This window comes from Pseudomonas sp. PS01298 (assembly GCF_029959745.1).
GTDB classification, from domain to species: domain Bacteria; phylum Pseudomonadota; class Gammaproteobacteria; order Pseudomonadales; family Pseudomonadaceae; genus Aquipseudomonas; species Aquipseudomonas aylmerensis.
In genome coordinates this window covers 23,166-44,507 of sequence record NZ_JASCPP010000010.1, presented here as the reverse complement: position 1 = coordinate 44,507, position 21,342 = coordinate 23,166, and the positions used below count along the sequence as shown (strand labels likewise).

Here is a 21,342-nt window from a genome sequence, read left to right as displayed (position 1 = left end):
ATTCTCATGCATTCGGCTGCTGGGGCCTGTGTCCCGGCAGTCAGTGGATGCCAGCGTGTAGGTACTTATGGAGTGGAGTAGGTTGGTCATGAAGCTCGATACTGCGATTGAAAACACTGTGTTGCGCGAAGCCTCTGTTGTTGCAGGGGCAAATGCCATGGATCGCGAAATAACGTGGGTTCATATCGTCGATCACCCTGAGATCACCAATTGGTTGAAACCAGGCGAGCTTCTGTTGACCACCGGTTACAACTGGCCGGTGGATGACGATGAAAGCCGAAGCATGGTGCGTCGCCTCAGTGAGATCGGCTTGGCAGGAGTCGTTTTGGCAGTCCCGCATTTTCGGGAGCACTTCACTGAAGCGGCAATCGAAGAAGCCAACCTCTGCAATCTGCCTCTGCTTGAATTGCCTTGGGAAATTCCGTTCAGCGACATCATGCACGATGTGTTGGCACGGATCATCAATATCCAGGCCGAGACGATTCGCCGCTCTGACCACATCCATCGCACATTGACGGAAGCTGCGCTGGAGGGGAAAAACCTGGAGGGGCTGGCTAAGGCTTTGAAAGCGGCACTCGACAAATCAGCTACCGTCGTTTCCGTGGACGGGACGATATTGGGGGCGTCCGACCCCAGCGCAGATGAAGCCTGCGAACGACTGCTGGTTAAAAAACTCACCGAGCTGGAGCCTCTCACTGCTTTTTTCGAGTCCAATGTCCCTAAAGTGGTTTCGGAGTGGGTGGCCAAGCCCAGGTTGGGTGGAGCCATCCGTTTAAGGAACGAGGTCATTGGAATCGTATGGCTGGGAAGTGATGAGCGCGAGTTCGAAGAACTAGACTCCCGAGCCTTGGAGCATGCTGCGGTTATTGCAGCTCTCCACCTGACCTATCAGCGAGAGCTGTCTGATCAAGAAACTCGCTTGGGTTACGCATTTGTAGCGGGTTTGTTGGAGGGAAAATTTTCGGCCACGCCTAGCGCTATCGAGCGAGCTCAAGCTTCGGGTTGGAGTGAAAATAGAAACTACAGGGTTTGCCTGGTGCTCTTAAATGAGCCGATTCCGCTTTCTATCGAGGGTTTCACTCGGCGTTCAAGAACTGCGGATCGAATCTCGCAAGCAATGCAGAGCCTGGGTGTGGCGCCGCTCATGTCCGTGTCTCTGAACCAGGTGAGCTTCTTGTTGCCGTCGGAAATTGCGCCGGACGCGGTATGGCGGGCTGTGCGCACCGAGGGCTGTGCAATGGCGGTCAGTCGGACTCATCAAGGAGTGACCGGTATGGCTCATGGCGCAGAGGATGTATCTGCGCTTCTGCCTTTGCTCAAGCCAGGTAAGTTGCATGATTTTGATGAGGTTCTATTTCCCAGGGCGCTGATGGGCGATGCGGATGCTCGACGCTTGCTGGTAGAGAAAATGATTGAACCGCTGGGCAATCCCAAGCGTGGCAACACGCTCATCGAAACGGCTCTCACCTTGGCCAAGGAAGGCTTCCAGTTATTGAATACCTCCAAGGCACTGGATATCCATATTAGTACGTTGCGCTACAGGGTAGAGCGTATTGAGATGATGTTGGATATTTCGCTCGATAACCCTGATGACAAATTCAAGCTTCAAGTAGCCGCTCAAATGTATCTTTTGGCCGCTGACGAGAACTCTTAGAAAATATTGCGTGTTGGGGCGCGGCTATTAATTGCCTGTCCCAAAGCGTGGGAGGCTATGTGTCTAGGCGTGTGACGAAAACTTCATGCGGGCTGCGTTTGGTATCGCAGTCTGAAAATACTCTCTTTGATCTCGACGGCGGGGTAGTGCAGTCTGAGTTAGTTGCGCTGGCCAGAACGGCTATTGATTTAAAGGCTGCTGGCAACCGCGTTGTCGTCGCCGTGGGTGAACCTCCGTCTGCCGGGGCTGGATGCTCAGGTGGTCAAGCCTACCGTGCGGGCTATGCTGCGATGGTTGTATCTCAGACCAGGCTCATGGCTGAGTGGGAGAAGTGTTTTGACAACGGTGGTGAGGTGGCGGCTCAAGTTCTAATAGACGCCGTAGTTTTTCACAACGCGCTCAGAGGCCAGCAGTTGGCAGGCGTCTTGTGTGAGTTGACCGATAGGGGGGTTGTTCCTATCGTGGGACTGAGTGCCGGTGGTCGTGGAGCCTGTACTACATTGTTGGATTCGTTCCTGCTGACTTTACTGGATAATCACAAGAAAGGGATCGGGCAAAAAGTAGCTGTTTAATATTACTTATCTTTTTCTTCTCTATTACGGCTGTGTGCTATCAGCCGACCCAAAAAACGATCGCGAATTCGTTTGTCGAGTAGGTAGTCTCTTTCGTCCCCCTCCTGTTCAATGATTCCCTGTAAGTCCCAGGGAAAGGGCCTGCCGGTCGTGCGAACCGAGTAGTTAGATCCAGATATGTACGCCTGCCTAATAATAACTCGAGGCTTTTCAAGATGTCCCAACCCTCTCATTCAGTCCATTCAGCTACTGCTGAAGGATCAAACCTTTCCACTGGTTTAAAACAGCGCCACGTCACGATGCTCTCGATTGCGGGTGTCATCGGGGCGGGTTTGTTTGTTGGCTCGGGTCATGCAATTGCTGCTGCTGGCCCGGCGGTGCTTCTTTCTTATATCGCAGCCGGTACGCTTGTTGTGCTGGTGATGCGAATGCTCGGCGAAATGGCAGTAGCCTCTCCCGATACCGGATCATTCTCCACCTATGCGAACAGGGCCATCGGTCAATGGGCCGGATTTTCAATCGGTTGGCTGTATTGGTGGTTCTGGGTTCTCGTTATCCCCTTGGAGGCCATTGCAGCAGCTGCCATTTTGAACACATGGTTCCCGGTTATTGATACCTGGTTGTTCGCGCTGGCGATCACGGCGCTTCTGACCATTTCAAATCTCTTCAGCGTCGCTAAGTACGGCGAGTTTGAGTTCTGGTTTGCGTTGTCGAAAGTGGTCGCAATCATGGCATTCATCATCTTGGTTGCAGTCGCTCTCGTGGGAGGGCTGCCCGGTCGGGAGGTCGAAGGCTTCGTCGCTACCATGCACGCAAATGGCGGTTTCGCCCCGAATGGCTATGGGCCGGTGCTGGGTGCCTTGCTGACGACCATGTTCAGCTTCATGGGTACCGAGATCGTCACGATCGCTGCAGCAGAATCGAAAAACCCGTCTCAGCAGATCGCCCGGGCTACAAACTCTGTTATTTGGCGGATCGGTATTTTCTACATTGTTTCGATCTTTATGGTGGTTTCCATCGTGCCATGGAACGACGCCCAGCTTTCCGTGGTTGGGTCGTACCAGCGTGCGCTGGAGCTGCTGCAAATTCCCTACGCCAAGCTGATCGTCGATATCGTGGTTCTCGTCGCTGTAGCGAGCTGTCTCAATTCGGCCATCTACACCGCTTCCAGGATGATGTTCTCCCTGGCCAAGCGCGGTGATGCGCCACAAGCGCTCAAGGCGACGACTGCCTCAAATGTCCCGCGCAGGGCGGTCTTGGCCAGTACGGCTATTGGCTTCGTTACGACTGCCATTAACTACTTTGCCCCTGAGACAGTATTTGCATTCCTCCTGGCAACCTCGGGGGCAGTTGCATTGCTGGTCTACCTGGTTATCGCGGTTTCGCAGTTGCGCATGCGCAAGCAGTTGGTCGCTGACGGCCAGGAGTTGGGCTTCAAGATGTGGCTTTACCCTTGGCTGACCTGGCTTGTGATCATTTTCATTACGGCCGCGCTGTGCCTGATGCTGACGCTCCCTAAACACACTTATGAGGTGGCGTCGACGGCGGTGCTGGCACTCGTGATCGTTGCCACTGGTGTTTACACCAAGCGCCGTAGCAACGCGGCGGATTGGTCTCAGGGTCTCGTCAGCAATAACCGCCGCTGACCTCCTTCAGGTCCAGGTTATTCAAGAGGGGTGGAGGGGGCGGGGTCGCGCGCGCCCTTGTTCTTGGCCGACCAGTTGCCAGCGGAATAGTTGGGCTCGGCTTATTGCCGTCTCGCTTTCCTGCCCTGAGCCCCATCTTTTCTGCATCTACTTTTAGTACGAAAAAATCAATCAGTCTTCCTAGTTCTCGCACGTATTTTGAGTGTGAGGGTGTCGTTACGATTGCCACACTGACACACAAAGGTGAATACCATGTCTTCTCAACAAAAACTGTCCGTATCGCCTCGCGCACAACATGTATCCAATGGTGTTGCGGTTGCTCACCCGATCAACGTGAGCCGCGCTGCAGGTGCTTACCTCTGGGATGACCACGGCAAGAAATACTTGGACTTCGTAGGTGGTATCGGCGTGCTGAACGTCGGTCACAACCACCCACGCGTCGTCGAAGCGGTACGTAAGCAGCTGGATACCTTCTCGCACATCTGCTTCCAGGTCGCGGCTTACAACCAATACACCGACCTCGCCGCAAAGCTGAACAACCTGGTGGGTGGCGAGGAGCACTACAAGTCAGTGTTCCTGACTACCGGTGCTGAAGCTGTTGAGAACGCCATCAAGATCGCGCGTGGCCATACCAATCGTCCAGGTGTGATCGCATTCCGTGGCGGTTTCCACGGTCGTACCTTGATGGGTATGACCCTCACTGGTATGAGCCAGCCTTACCGCCAGAATTTCGGCCCGTACGCTCCGGATATCTACCATACGCCGTATCCGAACGAGTACCGTGGGGTGACCACCGAGAAAGCACTGGCCGCTCTGCAGGAGGTATTTGACACTCAAATCGCTGCTGATCGCGTCGCTGCAATCATCATTGAGCCCGTCCAGGGTGATGGTGGCTTCATCGCCGCGCCGGTCGAGTTCATGCGTGCTCTGCGCAAGAAAACCCAAGAGCTGGGCATCGTCCTGATCTGCGACGAAATTCAGACCGGCTTCGGCCGTACCGGCAAGATGTTCGGCTTCGAGCACTCCGGCATCCAGCCTGACTTGGTAACCGTTGCCAAGAGCATGGCCGGCGGTCTGCCGATCTCTGGTGTCGTAGGTCGTGCCGCAATCATGGATGCCCCACAACCAGGTGGCTTGGGCGGTACGTATGGTGGCAACCCGCTCGGTTGCGCTGCAGCCTTGGAAGTCATCAAGATCTTCGAGTCGGAAAACCTGACGGAGCGTAGCCGCGCGATCGGCGCCCAGCTTCTGGAAGGTTTCAAAGCCCTGGAAGGCCGCTTCAAAGGCATCGGTCACGTGCGTGCGATCGGTGCAATGGCAGCCGTTGAGTTCGTTTCTGATCGTGAGTCAAAAGAGCCAGATGCGGCTCTGGCGCAACGGATCATCGATGCTGCCCGTGAAGAGGGGTTGCTGGTGATCAAATGCGGCGTGTACCGCAATGTTGTCCGCTTCATCTGCCCACTGGTCATTTCCGAGCAGGATGTGGCTGAAGCCTTGGGCATGTTTGAGCGTGCGCTGGTTGTCGCCGAAGCATAAGGCTGAGGTTTTATCGATTTACACCGCAATAATACTGGAGTGGTTATGTCCCCGTTTGAAGCGTTCAATGAGGTTGACATTCGTATCGGCGAGGTCGTGCGAGTAGAGCTCAATGAAAAAGCAAACAAGCCAGCTTATAAGTTCTGGATCAATTTTGGTGAGTTGGGCGAGAAAACCACCAGCGCGCAGTACACCAAGCTCTACAGCCCTGAGGAGCTTGTCGGTAAGCAGGTGGTGTGCGCCGTCAATCTGGGCGCCAGGAAGATTGCGGGCTTTACCTCCGAAGTATTGATGTTGGGTGTCGATCGTGAGCCGGGTGAGGTTGTTTACCTGACCACAGAGCGGCCTGTTCCACTCGGTAGTAAGATTTTTTAACCCTCTAGCCGCTGTGCTGCGATACCGCGGCTGATTCAAAACAAGTAAACCTAAAGTAGGATATCAAGATGCAACTGACCGACTTCAAAGCGTTGACCTTCGACTGCTACGGCACCCTGATCGACTGGGAAACCGGTATCGTCAACGCCCTCCAACCACTGGCCAAGCGCACTGGCAAGTCTTTCACCTCTGACGAGCTGCTGGAAGTGTTTGGTCGCAACGAGTCGCCTCAGCAAACCGAGACCCCTGGTGCGCTTTACCAGGACATTCTGCGCGCTGTGTATGACCGCATCGCCAAAGAATGGAGCCTGCAACCTGAGGCTGCTGAGCGTGAAGAGTTCGGCACCTCTGTGAAGAATTGGCCTGCATTCCCAGATACGGTGGAAGCTTTGCAGTATCTGAAGAACCATTACAAGCTGGTCATCCTGTCCAACATCGACCGCAATGAGTTCAAACTGAGCAATGCGAAGCTGGGTGTCGAGTTCGACCACATTATCACCGCTCAGGATGTGGGTTCGTACAAACCAAACCCAAACAACTTTACCTTCATGATCGATGCTCTGGCTCAAGCTGGCATCGAGAAAGGCGATATCCTGCACACTGCAGAAAGCCTTTACCACGACCATATCCCCGCCAACGACGCAGGTCTGGCTTCGGCCTGGATCTACCGCCGTCACGGTAAAGAAGGCTACGGTGCGACCCACGTTCCGTCGCGTATGCCCAACATCGATTTCCGCTTCAACAGCATGGGCGAGATGGCTGAGGCCCATAAGCAAGCGCTTAAGGGTTGATACCGATGCCGGCGACTGTTGTGGGTCGCCGGTATTTTCCGCTGAACTTGAACTAACAGCGAGACTGCCATGAGTTCGTATGATTCAACTGTCTCAAGATCTCAGTTCGGGATTATCCCAGCGGTAGTCTCAGTGATCATCTGGAGCACCTTGGCAGTGAGTGTTACCTACTGCCAGAACGTGTCTCCCATGTTTATTACGGGTGCTGCGCTGTTTATTGGTGGGCTCATCGGGCTTCCGTGGTTCAGGCTCTGGGCTATGCCGCGCAGGCTCTTTGTGCTGGGCACATTCTGCATGTTGGCCTACCACGTCATTTATTTTTACGCGCTCCAACTGGCTGATCCGATCGGCGTCAGTCTGCTGCACTACCTTTGGCCTGTGCTGATCGTGGTGATGGCTCCACTCTTTGTGTCGAGCGGGCGACTCACCACGAGATCGATTTTGGCCGGACTCGTGGGTTTTGTTGGCGCAGTGATCAGCTGTAATCCGGATCACTCTCTGGGTGAGGGTAACTGGCTTGGCTATGGCCTGGCATTTGTTTCGGCCATCCTGTGGGCAGCTTACTCGCTACTTGCCAAGCAATATACGGGTGTTCGCAGTGCATCGGTTGGGCTGTTTTGTCTTGTGTCGGGCGCTGCGTGCCTGTTGGTTTATCGCGCAGGCGCGCAGTGGCCGTCGCTCACCCCTAGTGAGACCTGGGCGATTGTCTACATGGGGTTGGGGCCTATGGGTGGAGCCTTTTACCTCTGGGACTATGCCATGAAAAAGGCCAATCATGAGCAGGTAGCCGTCCTCAGTTATGCCACACCTGTGCTGTCCACCGCATTCCTGGCCATCTACCTGCAGGTCGGCATGCAGTGGTACATCTGGGTAGGCGCGGGATTAGTTGTTTGCTCGATGATAATGTCGAGAAGAGCAACTTAGTCATCGCTATTGATTGTGCGCGTGCGTCAATAAGGTGAAGAAATAGAACAGGTCATTCTATTCATAGTCGCCGATTTAACCTTGCCCCCGTCACGCTGGGGGCTTTTTTATATGCCTGAACTATCGAAGTAGAACATCCAAGTGCGCAGCGCCGCAGATGCTTGGCAGAAATGTCGTTGGTAAAAATAGAGGTGACTCGATGATTGAAACAAATATAAGTATCGAAAACCCGAAGATCCAAGATAGTCAACTCAAGACGGGGCTCAAGTCCAGGCATCTCACCATGATGTCTATCGCGGGGGTCATTGGTGGCTCTTTGTTCGTAGGGTCGGCAAGTATCATCCATACTGCAGGTCCCGCTGCCGTCTTGGCATTTCTGGTCGGCGGTATTCTGATGATGCTTATCATGAGAATGCTGGGTGAGATGGCGACGTCCTCTCCTGATACGGGGTCTTTCTCAACTTACGCCGATCGGGCGATTGGCCGGTGGGCCGGTTTTACCATTGGCTGGCTTTATTGGGGCTACTGGGTAAGCCTCATGGCTTGGGAGGCCTACGTTGCAGGCAAGATCCTTAACGGCTGGTTTCCATCGATCAGTATCAATGTCTTCGTTCTGGCAACCACGCTGGTACTGATCAGCATCAACTTCTTCAACGTGAAAAACTACGGCGAATTTGAGTTCTGGTTTGCACTGATCAAGGTCGTGGCGATTTTCTGCTTCTTGATAGTGTGTGGCCTCGCGGTAGCTAATATCTGGATGCTGGGGGAGGTGAGGGGCATCACCAACTTGACGGCGCACGGTTTCATGCCGAACGGCATAGACCCTGTCGTCGGCGCCATGCTGGGAGTGATGTTTGCGTTCCTGGGGGCAGAGATCGCGACTATTGCCGCTTCTGAGTCTGCGAACCCGTCCCAGCAGATCATCAAGACGACCAAGTCGGTCGTTTGGCGCGTAGGGTTGTTTTACGTGGGCTCGATTTTCCTGATTGTGTGCTTGGTGCCATGGAATGACCCCATGCTCGGTGTGCCAGGCTATGGGGCCTACCGACGCACGCTGGAGCTGCTTGGGGTGCCTGGGGCAGAAGTGCTGATGAATTTCGTGGTGCTGACGTCGGTGAGCAGCTGCTTGATTTCCGCGCACTACACAGCTTCACGCATGCTCTATTCGTTGGCCAGTCGCGGCGACGCCCCGTCATTCTTCAAGTTTACAAAACAAGGAACGGGTGTTCCGCTCTATGCCATCGTCGGATCCTGTCTGGTGGCTGTGATTCTGGCGCTGATCAATTTCAGCGAGGCGCTGAGACCCAAGGATGTGCTCGATACGCTGATGAACATGACCGGTACTATCGCGCTTCTGGTGTATCTGGTTATCGCGTGCTCTCAGCTGAAAATGCGCCGCAAGCTGGAGCTGCAGGGCAGTGAAATCCCGCTGAAAATGTGGCTGTTTCCTTGGCTGACCTGGGCGGTGATTATCTTCATCGTGGCGTGTTTGGCGGTGATGTCGTTCATGGCTGAGTACCAGGTCCTGGTAGTGTCGACAGGCAGTGCAGGTCTCGCTTTGGTGCTGATTGGGATCGTGCATCAGCGACGTTGTAATCGCTTGAAGCGCCAGGAACATAACGTAAGACTCTGACCATAGACTCACACTCAGCAGACCGCGCTGAATGTTGTGTTTATCAGAAGAAAGCCACCCTTTGCGAAAGAAGGGTGGCAATGGATCCCGCCCCCTCATAACAGCACTTAACCTTTCAGTGCTCATTTGACTAATCGTAAAAATCAACCTCTGAATGACTAATCTTGCACGGGGTATTAAATGAATAATAATAAAAGCCTATTCATCAGCATGCTAGTGGCCATTCGGGATTTTTGTTTGGCAGGGCCTGTTACCGAGAAAGATGACAACGTGTTGGTAGCTTGCCCATGCCCTCATATTCATATTGAAGTATCTCCCCCGTTCTCGAAACCACCAGGGGGCACTTCAAGGCTTAAATGATTAATACTTTAAATACTAAAAACACCCCTGTTTATCCTGCTCGGGATCGGTAGCTGACACTGAGTTCGTTGCTTAGGATTTACCCAAGATGAATGGTTGAAGTTACGCCTCCCAAAGACGGCCTGCAGGCGTAGTGGATTGAACCATGGCTCTAAGTGCTTAGTCATCGACGGTACATGAATACCTGTTCCTTCGTGGTGTAGTCACGAAGGTATTTTCTTTTCATTTTTTACGAATCTCGTTGGAGGTTTTATGAGTTTTAAGCTGCAGCGCGAAGAGTTGATACTCACCAAGAACTTTATCGCGGGTGTGTGGCAGGACGCAGTCACTGGCGCAACCCTCCCAGTCAACAACCCAGCTTCGGGAGAGCGCGTAACCCTCGTTGCCGATAGCGACGAAAAGGATGCAAAGGCTGCAGTTGACGCTGCAGTGCAAGCGTTTGAAGCTTGGCGCTCGACACCCGCCAAGCAGCGAGCTGTGATCTTGAAGCGCTGGAATGACTTGATCATGGCTAACGCTGAAGACTTGGGTAAGATCATTTCTACTGAGCAAGGTAAGCCCCTTGCTGAAGCCGTTGGCGAAATCGCCTACGCCGCAAGTTATGTAGAGTGGTTTGCTGAGGAAGCCACCCGGGCGAACGGTGACATCATTCCTCAAGCCGTACGCGGACGTAAAATGGCTGCTTACAGGGAGCCGGTAGGCGTTGTAGCGGCCATCACGCCTTGGAACTTCCCGGCAGCGATGATCGCTCGGAAAATCGCTCCGGCTCTGGCCGCAGGTTGTACTGTTGTCTGTAAGCCAGCGGCGGAAACACCTCTGACTGCTTTGGCATTGGTGAAGCTTGCGGAGGAGGCGGGCGTCCCGGCTGGCGTCTTGAACATCGTCAACACTTCCGCCTCAAAGACGGTAGCGGATGTCTGGTTGGATGATCCCCGTGTTCGCAAAATCACCTTCACAGGATCGACGCCGGTCGGTAAGCACCTGGCCCACGAATCATCGCGTACCCTGAAGAAATTGGCGCTGGAACTGGGCGGTAATGCACCGTTCATCGTGTTTGAGGACGCCGACGTCGATGCCGCAGTAGAAGGTCTGATGGTGGCTAAATTCCGTAACGGCGGCCAGACCTGCGTGTGTCCAAACCGTGTGTACGTTCAGTCGAAAATCTACGGCAATTTCCTGGAGAAACTCAGCGCCCGCGTGTCGGCCCTGGTCGTTGGCCCTGCCAGCGATTCGACGTCGCAGATTGGCCCTATGATCAACGCCAAAGCGATCGCCAAGATCGAGGAGCACGTCAATGATGCAGTCGCGCGTGGTGCTCGAGTCCTCACGGGTGGCAAGCGTCTTTTTACCGAACAGCGTGCCGAGTCCACTTACTACGCGCCAACCGTCCTGGCGGACGTAGATCCTTCCTCTAAATGCTTCCATGAAGAAACCTTCGGGCCGGTTGCACCCATCACTCGGTTTGAAACCGAGGAAGAGGTCATCAAGATGGCCAATGACTCGCCATTCGGATTGGCATCTTATTTCTATACCAACGACATGCGCCGTGTGCACCGGGTTACTGATGCGCTGGAGTGCGGCATTGTTGGCGTGAACGAAGGTGCTATAGCCGCCGAAGCCGCTCCGTTTGGGGGAGTGAAGGATTCGGGCTATGGCCGAGAAGGCTCCGTACATGGCCTGGAAGAATACATGCACATCAAATATGTCTGCCAAGGCGGCCTGGATTGACTCCCGACCTTTGATGAGTGAGCTCTTTACTCAAACCTGTTTGAGGCAGAGAGAATCCGCTATGTGTGTTTATTGAGAGATCGTATGAACAACCTTCAGAAAAAAGATCAACACTGGGTTCACCCTGTGACCGCCCTGATGGATCACCAGGCAAAGGGCGTATGTGCCTGGAAAAGTGCGGATGGGATTCACCTGGTGGATGTGAATGGTCATCGAGTCCAAGACGCCTTCTCGGGCCTCTGGTGTGTGAACGCCGGTTACGGACAGCCGACGATCATCGAGGCCGCAAGGAAGCAGCTTGAAGTCCTGCCTTACGCGACCGGTTACTTCGGCTTCGGTAGCGAGCCTGCGATTGAGCTAGCCCATCGTTTAGCCAACCTGGCGCCTTCTGGTTTGAACCACGTCATTTTCGGGCAGGGCGGATCTGATGCGGTAGACACAGCGATCCGAACGGTACGCTACTACTTCAACGCGATCGGACAGCCTGAAAAAAAGCACTTCATTGCAGTGCAGCGTGGCTATCACGGCTCCTCAGCTTTGGGCAGCGGACTTACCGCACTGCCCGTGTTCCATCGCTATTTTGATGTACCTGCGCCTACCCAGCACCACATTGAAGCGCCTTACACTTACCGTCATAGTGCCGGCCCAGATGAGGTATCGGTACTGCAAGCGACCGTTGCGGCACTTGAAAGTAAAGTGCGAGAAATTGGCAAGGAAAAAGTGGCCGCGTTCATCTGCGAGCCCATCATTGGCTCTGGTGGGGTAATTGTTCCTCCTGCTGGTTATCTGAAAGCAATGCGCGAGACCTGTGACAGGCTCGGCATCCTGCTGATCGTTGATGAGGTGATTACTGGATTTGGTCGTACTGGCCCCATGTTCGCCTGCGAGCACGAAGGTGTTAGTCCAGATATCTTGACACTCGCCAAAGGCCTGACTTCAGGGTATGCGCCCATGGGCGCAACCATCATCTCCGACAGCATCTATGCCGCAATCGCGGAGGCCGGCGCTGATGGTACTCCGTTTGGTCATGGCCAAACCTACGCCGGACATCCTGTCAGCGCGGCAATTGCCAACGCCACGCTGGATCTGTACGAAACCGGTCTCTTGGAAAATGGCAAAGCTGTTGGTGAGTATTTCCAGGAAAGGCTGCGTAGCCTTGAGGCGCTGGCCGTAGTAGGACAGGTGCGGGGGCAGGGTATGCTGGCGGGCGTTGAACTTGTTACAGACAAGCACACACGAGCCAAGCCTGACCCGAGCTTGAAAATAGGTCAGAAAATCTTGGCCCATGCGTTTAGCGAGGGGCTTGTATTCCGTGCTTTTGCCGACGACATACTCGGTTTTGCTCCCTCTCTGAATTACACCAATGCTGACGTCGACAAGCTGATTGAGATTCTGACCTTTTCTATCGAGAAGGTGATCGGCGCTAAATGGGTCTGACCGCTTTCCGCTGCGCGATTTAGCACTGCGTTTAAGGTCTTCGATCAGAAGACCTTCTTTTTAAGATAGCTATAAGCCGTTTAATTGCTCAGCTTATCCCTGCTATTGATTCCAGATGCCTTCTTCTTCCCTGAGTTGATAACTCATGGCGTCACAGGCACCTGACCACGATATGAGCCATTCAGGCATCTCTGGAGACTTATCGGGTAGCCCAAACTTTCGAACAAATTCTCTTGGCGAAATATTACTTTTCGCGGCTCACGAGAAGAAAGCGAAAACGTGGTGTAGGGGGCACGTGCGGGTACCGTAAATCATCTTCAAAGTCAGCGATTTTCCGTCTGCTGCGCTTGCGCCAACAACCAGTCCCGAAAAGTCGTCAGCCTGGGCAAGCTTGCGCACTCAGGCCGATAAACGATGTAGTAGGCCAACTCCGATGCAAAGCTGATGTCGGGGAACAACCGCACCAGGCGTCCGCTTGCCAGGTCATCGTGGGCCATGACGCTGCGGGCCAGCGCGATGCCGTGCCCCTCAACCGCAGCTTGCAACACGGCGGCAGAATTGTTGATTTGCATGCCCCGCAGAGAGAGTGCGTCCTTCGCCCCGGCTTTCTGCATCCAGGTTTCCCAGGTCGGAAAACCGGTATGGCTATCCATCGACAGGTCGTGAATCAACGTCTCCTGTGTCAGGTCATTGGGCTTCTGCAAACGCGAGTGCTCGCGCAACAGTTGCGGCGAGCACACCGGATAGACCTCTTCATCCATCAGTTTTTCGGCGGTCAGCCCCGGCCACCGCCCCGTGCCATAACGCACGCCGATATCGATCCGCTGTGCAACGAAGTCCACCGGTTTAAGGTTGGTATCCAGGCGCACGTCTGTTTCGGGGCACACCGCCTGGAAGCGGTCGATGCGAGGCAACAGCCACTTGGCGGCAAAGGCCGGGCTGACCGCCACGGTCAGTACGCCGTTGATCGAACTTTCCCGCAGTCGCTCCATCCCCAGGGTCAGCCTGTCGAAACCTGCGCGTATGTCGGGCAACGCGCGCTCGGCTGCCTCCGTGGGTACAAGCCTTGCCCGGCCGCTGTTGCCGCGCACAAACAGCGGGCTACCCAGCCAATCTTCCAGCGTGCGTACCAACTGACCGACCGCCGCCGGTGTGACGTTGAGTTCGGCCGCCGCCGCAGAAAAGCTCTGATGGCGGGCGCTGGCCTCGAAGGCACGCAAAGCGTTCAGATGGATCGGTGATTTCATGGCGATAAAGTTTTTCTTTCAGGGTTTGACACTTTATCTCGTTTGTCTGCGGCCTGAAAGAAGAGAAAAATCACCTCCATGCTGACTGCTGGCCTGTTTTATGGGTGAGGGCATAGGCACGTGAACACCATTGGAACCAATAGTTTTTCTTCCACTCAAGTCCTGCCGGAAAGCGGGCGCACGGAGAGCGTTACAAGATGAGCAATCAATTCAAAGGTAAGAAGCTGTTGGTCGTCGGTGGCACCAGCGGCATGGGCCTGCAGACCGCGCGCACCGTACTGGCCGAGGGCGGCAGCGTAGTCATCGTGGGCAACCGCCCGGAAAAAACCGAAGCAGCCCGCAAGGAGTTGGCTGAACTGGGCCAGGTGTGGGCACTGACTGCCGACCTGTCCAACGACGCCGCCGTAGCTTCGCTGATCAAAACCCTGGACGAGCAGCATTCGGATATCGCCCTGCTGGTCAACGCCGCCGGCGTGTTCTTCCCCAAGCCATTCCTGGAGCATTCGGAAGCTGACTACGCCCAGTACATGTCGATCAACAAAGCGACCTTCTTCATCACGCAAAAGGTTGCCGCCAACTTGGTCGCCAAGAACCGCCCCGGCGCGATCGTGAACATTGGTTCGATGTGGGGCAAGCAGGCGATCGCAGCCACACCGTCTTCTGCGTACTCGATGGCCAAGGCGGGCCTGCACTCGCTGACCCAGCACCTGGCGATGGAACTAGGTAGCAAGAACATCCGTGTTAACGCGGTGTCGCCTGCCGTGGTGCAGACCCCTATCTACGAAGGCTTCATTCCAAAGGCCGAAGTGCACAGTGCGCTGCAAGGCTTCAATAGCTTCCACCCGATTGGTCGCGTGGGCACGCCTCAGGACGTCGCCGAAGTGGTCGCTTTCCTGCTGTCGGACAAGGCGGGCTGGGTCACTGGCGCTGTCTGGGACGTCGATGGCGGTGTGATGGCCGGTCGTAACTGACCTGCGCTGCTGCAAGCGTTGCTGAGGCACTGAGTTCTTTGCCAGGCGTGACCCGACACCTGGCTTCAATCTGTTTTGGAGAAAGACCATGATGCAAGACTGGAATGGCTACCGCGACTCCCTGATGGAGCGCGTAGGCGACTACGCTAAACAAAGCCCCGACGTGATGCGGGGCCTGATGATGATCGACAATTCGGCGGTCAAGACGGGGCATCTGGAGCCGAAGATCCACGAACTGATCGCATTGGCCGTGGCGGTGACCACGCGCTGCGACGGGTGTATTTCCGTCCATACCAAAAAAGCGGTCGAGCACGGTGCCACGCTTGAAGAAATCACCGAGGCCCTCGGTGTAGCGATTGCCCTGAACGCGGGTGCTGCGTTGACGTACTCGGCACGCGTCGTCGAGGCCTATCAACAACTGCCCAGTCAGTAAGCCCTATCGATAAGCACCGACCACCCACGGACGGGTTGGCCGGTGTCTTTGCCCCGTTTGGATAACCCTCATGCTGATCAATGCCGACTTCACGCGCCGCGCCATCGTGGCGTCCCAGCAGTGCCAATGGGTGGCTTCGCCGCAGGATGGCGTCGAGCGCGTGATGCTGGATCGCGTGGGTGCTGAAAAAGCCCGTGCCACCAGCCTTGTGCGGTATGCCCCTGACTCCTGTTTCGCTCGCCATTTCCATCCCGGGGGAGAGGAGATTCTCGTGTTGTCGGGGACCTTCTCTGACGGGAGTGGGGACTACCCGGTGGGCTGGTATTTGCGTAATCCCCCCGGGTCCAGCCACCAACCCTCCAGTGCCGAGGGCGCCGTCATTTTCGTCAAGCTTCAGCAGATGCACGGAGGCGAGCAGCGCTCTGTGCGCATTGACACCCGTGACCCTGCCGCGTGGCGTCGGAAGGGTCAACGCGAGATCTGCGCGTTGTTCTGCGATGAAACAGAGCAGGTCAGTCTGCAACGCCTGACACCGCGCGAAGCGATTTTCGAAACACCGCCTGACGGCGCTGAACTACTGGTGCTGGCGGGCAACGTGACGCTGGATGGAGAGGCCTACGAACGCGGCAGCTGGCTGCGCCTGCCCGCCGGCGAGTCTGCGAACCTCCACGCTGGAGACCAAGGCGCCACTGTGTATCTCAAAACTGGCCATCTGGCCGATGTAGCGGTCGAGGAATAAGCATGCACACTGTACGCATCGCTATCGTTGGTGCTGGTTTGAGCGGCCTGTATGCCGCTTACCTGCTGGAGCGCCAGGGCATTACCGATTATGTGTTGCTGGAGGGGAGGGAAGTCCTCGGCGGTGGGATTGCGTCTATCGACGCCACCGGCCAGGCGGTCACACACACCACCGCGAACACTGACGGCATCGACCGTTTCGACCTGGGCCCCACCTGGTTCTGGCCTGGCTACCAACGCGAGCTTGACCGGCTCGTGGAGGCCTTGGGCCTGGAGCGGTTTGAGCAGTTCGAGGAGGGTGACATGGTGGTGGAGCGTTCGCCCGAGGAGCACCCTGTGCGCATGCGTGGTTACGTGAACTCGCCCGCGTCCATGCGCCTGGTCGGTGGCATGGGGAGCTTGATCGAAGCCTTGCGCGAGAAACTGGCCCCAGCAAACATCATCACCGGCCACACGGTGCGCCGGCTGCGCAAATACGACGGTCATATCGAACTCGAAAGCGAAGATGCCGCAGGCCATGTCAAGGCCTGGCAGGCTGAGCATGTCTTGCTGGCGCTGCCGCCTCGCCTGGTTGAAAGCACCCTCGTATTCGAACCAGCCTTGCCTGCATCCCTGGCCCAACAGTGGCGTGAAACGGGAACGTGGATGGCGCCCCAAGCCAAGTACGTCGCCCTCTATGACACGCCGTTCTGGCGGGAGCAGGGTTTGTCCGGGGAAGGCCGCAGTGCACGTGGGCCGCTGGGTGAAATCCATGACGCCTCCATGCCCGGTGGCAGCGCGGCGCTGTTTGGCTTTCTGGGTGTGCCGGCGCAAGTGCGCAGCACGGTCTCCGACGAGGTACTGCGCACCCATTGCCGTTCGCAACTCGTCCGGATGTTTGGTCCCCAGGCGGCGACGCCTAAGGCCGAGACCATCAAGGACTGGGCGCAAGAGCCGTTCACGGCCACTGCAGTCGATGTAAATGCGGCGCCCCAGCACGCCCGGGCGCCCTCGGCCAACGCAACTTCGGGACCTTGGCAAGGGTACCTGACAGGCATCGCCAGTGAGTGGTCTCCGCAATTTTCGGGCTATGTGGCCGGTGCCGTCGAGGCCGCCGGCCTGGGCGTGAAGGCATTGGCTGAACGTGCCGCTGCGCCTGCGTTGAGTCCATCGAAGCGTTGACGTGAGATCGCGAGGCAAGGCGGCACTGATCAGCAGTGCCGGTATCTCCCGTTATTCATCATTTTTAGGAGCGACGGCTATGAACGCTACATACCGTGCCATGCAAGTCACCCGACCGGGTGTTCTTGAACTGGTGGAACGTCCGTCAACAGCACCCGGTATTGGCCAAGTGCTGATTGCTGTTGAGGCCTGCGGTATCTGTGGTGCCGATGTGGGTGACATCGAAGGGGCAGACCCTGCACTGCAGCCACCGCGCGTGCCAGGCCATGAAGTGGTCGGCCGTATCGCCGCGCTGGGCGAGCACGTTTCGTCTCTCTGGAAGGTCGGCCAGCGTGTCGGCGTGGGCCGGCTGGGCGGGTCTTGCGGTGAATGTGTACAGTGCCGCCAGGGGCATTTTCAGCTGTGCCAACACCAGCCCTTCGTCGGCGCTACTTGCGACGGTGGTTATGCCGAAATGATGCTGGCACGAGTCTCAGGGCTTGTGTCGATTCCTGACGAACTCCTTGCCGAGGAAGCCGCGCCGTTGCTCTGCGCTGGTGTCGCCACGTTCAATGCACTGAAGAAATGCGGCGCGCAGGCAGGCGATACGGTTGCCATCTTTGGTATTGGCGGCCTGGGGCATATGGCCCTGCAGTACGCGCGCCGTATGGGCTTTCGCGTGGTTGCCGTCGGGCGCGGCAGTGATATCGCCGAGGACGCATTGAACCTGGGGGCCCATGTCTACATCGACACCCATGAAGAAGACGCGGCAACAACGCTCAAGGAAATGGGCGGCGCTCACGCCATCGTGACTACAATCAGCGCCCCTGTTGCCGTATCGGCGCTCATGGCAGGGCTCGCGCCACAAGGCTGTCTTGTGCTGCTCGGTGCGAGCAAAGACCCGTTGCCGGTGTCGACCGGCCACCTGGTCGTGGGTGAGCGCAGCCTGCTGGGTTCGATCACCGGCTCGCCCTATGAAAACGAAAAGACCCTGGATTTCAGCGTGTTGGCTGGCGTACGCCCGAGGATCGAAGTGATGCCCTTCGAACAGGCCAATGAAGCCTACCAACGGATGAGGTCCGGCGACGTCAAATTCCGCATGGTATTGACCATCGCACGTGGACACGCCACTGCGCGCCCATCGACGCGTGATGACAACCTTTCGATGGGCGCTCGACACCCATGAAGAACCACAACCTCAACACTGCACCCCCCGCCAGCGCGCCTTACTTGCTACCAGAGCGCTTGCAACGCGAAAACATAGGGCGACTGTCCGTCGCTCAGGCGTTGGCAGGAGCGAATGCGGTGGTGATTTACGCCACGGGAGCGATTGTGGGCAACACGCTCGCGCCTGCACCTGCGCTGGCCACGTTGCCCATTTCCATCTTCGTGGTAGGCATGGCGGCGTGTATTTTCCCGATGGGCGCCCTGGCGCGCCGGTATGGGCGACGCGCGGCGTTCCTGGCAGGCGCGGGCGCGGGTGTGCTCACGGGGGTGTTGGCGATGCTCGCGGTCTTCGTCGGCTCATTCTGGTTGTTTTGCCTGGCGACGTTCCTGGGCGGGAGCTATGCAGCCGTGGTGTTATCGTTCCGCTTCGCGGCCGCCGACGGTGTCCCGCCATCACGGCGCGCACGGGCCCTGTCGCTTGTCATGGCCGGGGGCGTGGTCGCTGGGGTAGTGGGGCCGCAGTTAGTGACTTGGACGATGGACATTTGGCCGCAGTACCCATTCGCCCCCACCTTTTTGGCGCAAGCCGCCGTTGCGGCGGTCTCGGCGCTCATCCTGCTGGGTGTGAAGCTGCCGATGCCGACAGTTGAAGAGCTTGGAGGAGGGCGCCCACTCGGGCTGATTGCGCGGCAGCCGCGTTTCATCGCTGCCGCGACGTGCGGTGCGGTGTCCTACATGCTGATGAATTTCCTGATGACGGCAGCGCCGCTGGCCATGCACCTCTGCGGGCATTCGCAGGCCTCGGCCAACCTGGGACTGCAATGGCACGTCATCGCCATGTACGCACCCAGCTTCTTCACTGGCCACCTCATCACGCGGTTCGGTGCCGTTCGCGTTGCAGTGGCCGGCCTGGCGTTAACGGGGCTCTCTGCTGCAGTTGGACTTGGCGGGGCCGAGGTGATGCATTTTGACGGCTCGCTGATCCTGCTGGGGCTTGGTTGGAATTTCGGCTTCCTGGGCGCGTCCGCACTGGTGCTGGAATGCCATCGGCCCGAAGAGAAGACGCGCGTTCAATCGCTCAATGATTTCATCGTGTTCGGTGTGATGGCGATCGGGTCTTTTTCATCGGGTGGGCTGCTGTCGGTATATGGCTGGAACACAGTGTTGTGGGTGTCGTTTTTACCGCTTGTGTTGGCTGCCGTCGCGCTGGCACTGACTATCCCCAAGTACAAGGGCCTGTCGGTTTAATACGCCTGGTTGTCTGAGCCGCAATCTGTACGCGCCAAAGACGACCAGCAACGTTTATAGCTATCGCAAAATCCAAAAAGATCTGCGCGAGGTCGGTGAGGATTGTGGTCGTCATCGTGTAGCGAGCGTATGAAGGCTGGTTGTATTTGGCGGTGGTGTTGGATCTGTTTTCTCGTCAGGTCGATGACTGGTCAATGACAACGAAAATGACCAGTTGAAAAAGTACGGTGTCAGCTTTGCCCGTTGAGATAGTAGACGTAAAAAGACTTCGCCGAATCAGTGCCTTAGAAAGCTCATGAACATCGCTAACACGATATGTGATTTAACATAATATACATTATGCGTAATAAGACGTTGCGCAATCAGGGGCAGTGCCCATCAGATTTCAACGGGCAAAACCCCTCTCTGGATCAAACCTGCGCAAAGCCTCCATCCACGAACATTTCGCTGCCTGTCATGAAGCTGCTTTCATCCGACGCCAGGAACAACGCCGCTGCTGCGACTTCTTCAGGTTTGCCGATGCGGTCCAGTGGGATCTGCGCAACCATCGCGTCGATGATCGCATCTTTCTGTCCTGTACCAGAAAGCGCCAGGTCCAGGCCCGGTGTCGAGATTGGCCCGGGTGAAAGTACGTTGACGCGGATGCCGGTGCCTTTGAGGTCCAGTGCCCAGCTCCTGGCGAAATTACGCAGTGCGGCTTTGGTGGCGCTGTACACGCTGAACGCCGGCGTGCCCATGCTGGCTGTGGTTGAACCGGTGAGTATCACCGAGCCGCCTGCGCTCATCAGTGGCAAGGCCTTTTGCACGGTGAACAACGTGCCTTTGACGTTGATGCCAAACGTGCGATCAAACGACGCTTCAGTGATTGCGCCGATGGGCTGGAAATCGCCGAGCCCTGCGTTGGCGAATACGATATCGATCCGGCCCTTGGTCGCTTTGACCTGGGCATAGATGCGATCAAGGTCCGCCAGGTTGGAAATATCGCCTTGGATCGCGATGGCTCCAGGGCCGATCAGCTGTAACGCCTTGTCCAGTTCCTCTTGGCGACGCCCCACGATAACGACCTGTGCGCCTTCTTCTGCAAAGCGTATGGCGCTGGCCAGGCCGATGCCGCTGTTGCCGCCGGTAACCACTGCGATTTTGCCGTTGAGCCTGCTCATGATGAACTCCGTGGAATGTTGAAGCCCAACTGTAGATCCGCGCTATTATTTTGAATAGTATGCACCTTTAAGTAAGTACCCCTTGGGAGCAACCACCCTCATGGCAAACAATTCGTTCAACTGCGGGCTTGAAGCTGCGCTGGCGGTGATTGGCGGCAAATGGAAGCCCTTGGTCCTGTTCAACCTGGCGCAAAATGTTCACCGCTATGGCGAGCTCAAACGTGCGATTGGAGGCGTGACCGATAAGGTGTTGATTCAGCAACTCAAGGAGCTGGAGCGTGATGAAATCATTGCGCGCGTCGACTTCCAGGAGATTCCGCCCAAGGTCGAATACTCCCTCACACCGTTCGGCCGTTCCCTGGCCACGGCGCTGGGTGGGCTGTGTGCCTGGGGTACCGAGCATATGCAGACGGTCGAGCGCATCAGCGAACGGCGTACCACCGCCCTCTCCCAGGCCTGAGCCCTGCCCCAATAGCCAACTCAACTAAATGACTATTTAGTTGAGTTAAATCATATAGTTACGAAACGTTCACAAGCTTCGCTGCAATCCCCCGCACCGCGCAAACATCAAAAAATCCAGAT

19 protein-coding genes and 1 pseudogene are annotated in these 21,342 nt (G+C 56.4%); 18 read left to right on the top strand and 2 right to left on the bottom strand.

The window, feature by feature from the left end; all coding sequences use genetic code 11:
- The first annotated feature begins 88 nt into the window (after positions 1–88).
- From QMX97_RS06825 to QMX97_RS06780, 10 genes are all read left to right on the top strand, one after another.
- Entirely contained in the window at positions 89–1,654 is a 1,566-nt protein-coding gene (locus tag QMX97_RS06825; RefSeq protein WP_282396564.1) for a PucR family transcriptional regulator, read from the top strand.
- A gap of 71 nt (positions 1,655–1,725) precedes the next feature.
- Positions 1,726–2,226: a hypothetical protein gene (locus QMX97_RS06820; RefSeq protein WP_282396563.1), complete on the top strand. Its 501-nt coding sequence runs from the start codon at positions 1,726–1,728 to the stop codon at positions 2,224–2,226.
- Positions 2,227–2,441: 215 nt separating this feature from the next.
- On the top strand, positions 2,442–3,872 hold the full coding sequence (gene gabP, locus QMX97_RS06815) for a GABA permease (protein ID WP_282396562.1): 1,431 nt from the start codon (positions 2,442–2,444) through the stop codon (positions 3,870–3,872).
- A gap of 252 nt (positions 3,873–4,124) precedes the next feature.
- On the top strand, positions 4,125–5,408 hold the full coding sequence (gene gabT, locus QMX97_RS06810; RefSeq protein ID WP_282396561.1) for a 4-aminobutyrate--2-oxoglutarate transaminase: 1,284 nt from the start codon (positions 4,125–4,127) through the stop codon (positions 5,406–5,408).
- A gap of 45 nt (positions 5,409–5,453) precedes the next feature.
- Positions 5,454–5,783 (top strand): tRNA-binding protein, encoded by a 330-nt coding sequence (locus tag QMX97_RS06805; RefSeq protein WP_120448609.1) that lies wholly within the window; start codon positions 5,454–5,456, stop codon positions 5,781–5,783.
- A 68-nt stretch (positions 5,784–5,851) separates the two neighbouring features.
- Entirely contained in the window at positions 5,852–6,574 is a 723-nt protein-coding gene (locus tag QMX97_RS06800) for a haloacid dehalogenase type II (protein ID WP_120448610.1), read from the top strand.
- A gap of 69 nt (positions 6,575–6,643) precedes the next feature.
- Positions 6,644–7,498 (top strand): EamA family transporter, encoded by an 855-nt coding sequence (locus QMX97_RS06795; protein WP_120448611.1) that lies wholly within the window; start codon positions 6,644–6,646, stop codon positions 7,496–7,498.
- Between the two features lie 199 nt (positions 7,499–7,697).
- The gene (locus QMX97_RS06790) at positions 7,698–9,131 is read left to right on the top strand and encodes an amino acid permease (RefSeq protein ID WP_282396560.1); all 1,434 of its coding nucleotides are present in this window, start codon (positions 7,698–7,700) and stop codon (positions 9,129–9,131) included.
- Positions 9,132–9,743: 612 nt separating this feature from the next.
- Positions 9,744–11,219, top strand: coding sequence for an NAD-dependent succinate-semialdehyde dehydrogenase (locus QMX97_RS06785; RefSeq protein ID WP_282396559.1), 1,476 nt, complete (start codon positions 9,744–9,746; stop codon positions 11,217–11,219).
- A gap of 84 nt (positions 11,220–11,303) precedes the next feature.
- Positions 11,304–12,656, top strand: coding sequence for an aminotransferase class III-fold pyridoxal phosphate-dependent enzyme (locus tag QMX97_RS06780; protein ID WP_242485899.1), 1,353 nt, complete (start codon positions 11,304–11,306; stop codon positions 12,654–12,656).
- Between the two features lie 323 nt (positions 12,657–12,979).
- On the opposite strand, the gene gcvA is transcribed toward QMX97_RS06780, so the two are convergent.
- On the bottom strand, positions 12,980–13,903 hold the full coding sequence (gene gcvA, locus QMX97_RS06775) for a transcriptional regulator GcvA (RefSeq protein ID WP_282396558.1): 924 nt from the start codon (positions 13,901–13,903) through the stop codon (positions 12,980–12,982).
- A gap of 197 nt (positions 13,904–14,100) precedes the next feature.
- On the opposite strand from gcvA, the gene QMX97_RS06770 reads away from it, so the two are divergent.
- From QMX97_RS06770 to QMX97_RS06740, 7 genes and pseudogenes are all read left to right on the top strand, one after another.
- The gene (locus QMX97_RS06770) at positions 14,101–14,874 is read left to right on the top strand and encodes an SDR family oxidoreductase (RefSeq protein ID WP_282396557.1); all 774 of its coding nucleotides are present in this window, start codon (positions 14,101–14,103) and stop codon (positions 14,872–14,874) included.
- Between the two features lie 91 nt (positions 14,875–14,965).
- A complete protein-coding gene (locus QMX97_RS06765; protein ID WP_201146400.1) occupies positions 14,966–15,307 on the top strand; it encodes a carboxymuconolactone decarboxylase family protein in 342 nt (113 codons plus the stop codon).
- Positions 15,308–15,377: 70 nt separating this feature from the next.
- Positions 15,378–16,046, top strand: a complete 669-nt coding sequence (locus QMX97_RS06760) for a cupin domain-containing protein (protein ID WP_120448617.1) — start codon at positions 15,378–15,380, stop codon at positions 16,044–16,046.
- Between the two features lie 2 nt (positions 16,047–16,048).
- Positions 16,049–17,206, top strand: a complete 1,158-nt coding sequence (locus QMX97_RS06755) for an FAD-dependent oxidoreductase (RefSeq protein WP_282396556.1) — start codon at positions 16,049–16,051, stop codon at positions 17,204–17,206.
- A 79-nt stretch (positions 17,207–17,285) separates the two neighbouring features.
- Positions 17,286–18,371: an alcohol dehydrogenase gene (locus QMX97_RS06750; protein WP_282396555.1), complete on the top strand. Its 1,086-nt coding sequence runs from the start codon at positions 17,286–17,288 to the stop codon at positions 18,369–18,371.
- A complete protein-coding gene (locus QMX97_RS06745) occupies positions 18,368–19,600 on the top strand; it encodes an MFS transporter (RefSeq protein WP_282396554.1) in 1,233 nt (410 codons plus the stop codon). The genes QMX97_RS06750 and QMX97_RS06745 overlap by 4 nt, the downstream gene beginning before the upstream one ends.
- Positions 19,601–19,812, top strand: a pseudogene (locus tag QMX97_RS06740) (IS3 family transposase); the annotation flags it as partial.
- Positions 19,813–20,010: 198 nt separating this feature from the next.
- Here the strand turns inward: QMX97_RS06740 and QMX97_RS06735 are convergent.
- Complete coding sequence (locus QMX97_RS06735; RefSeq protein ID WP_106803840.1) at positions 20,011–20,760, bottom strand: glucose 1-dehydrogenase; 750 nt, start codon at positions 20,758–20,760, stop codon at positions 20,011–20,013.
- 100 nt (positions 20,761–20,860) lie between these two features.
- On the opposite strand from QMX97_RS06735, the gene QMX97_RS06730 reads away from it, so the two are divergent.
- On the top strand, positions 20,861–21,220 hold the full coding sequence (locus QMX97_RS06730; RefSeq protein ID WP_282396553.1) for a helix-turn-helix domain-containing protein: 360 nt from the start codon (positions 20,861–20,863) through the stop codon (positions 21,218–21,220).
- Positions 21,221–21,342: the final 122 nt, after the last annotated feature.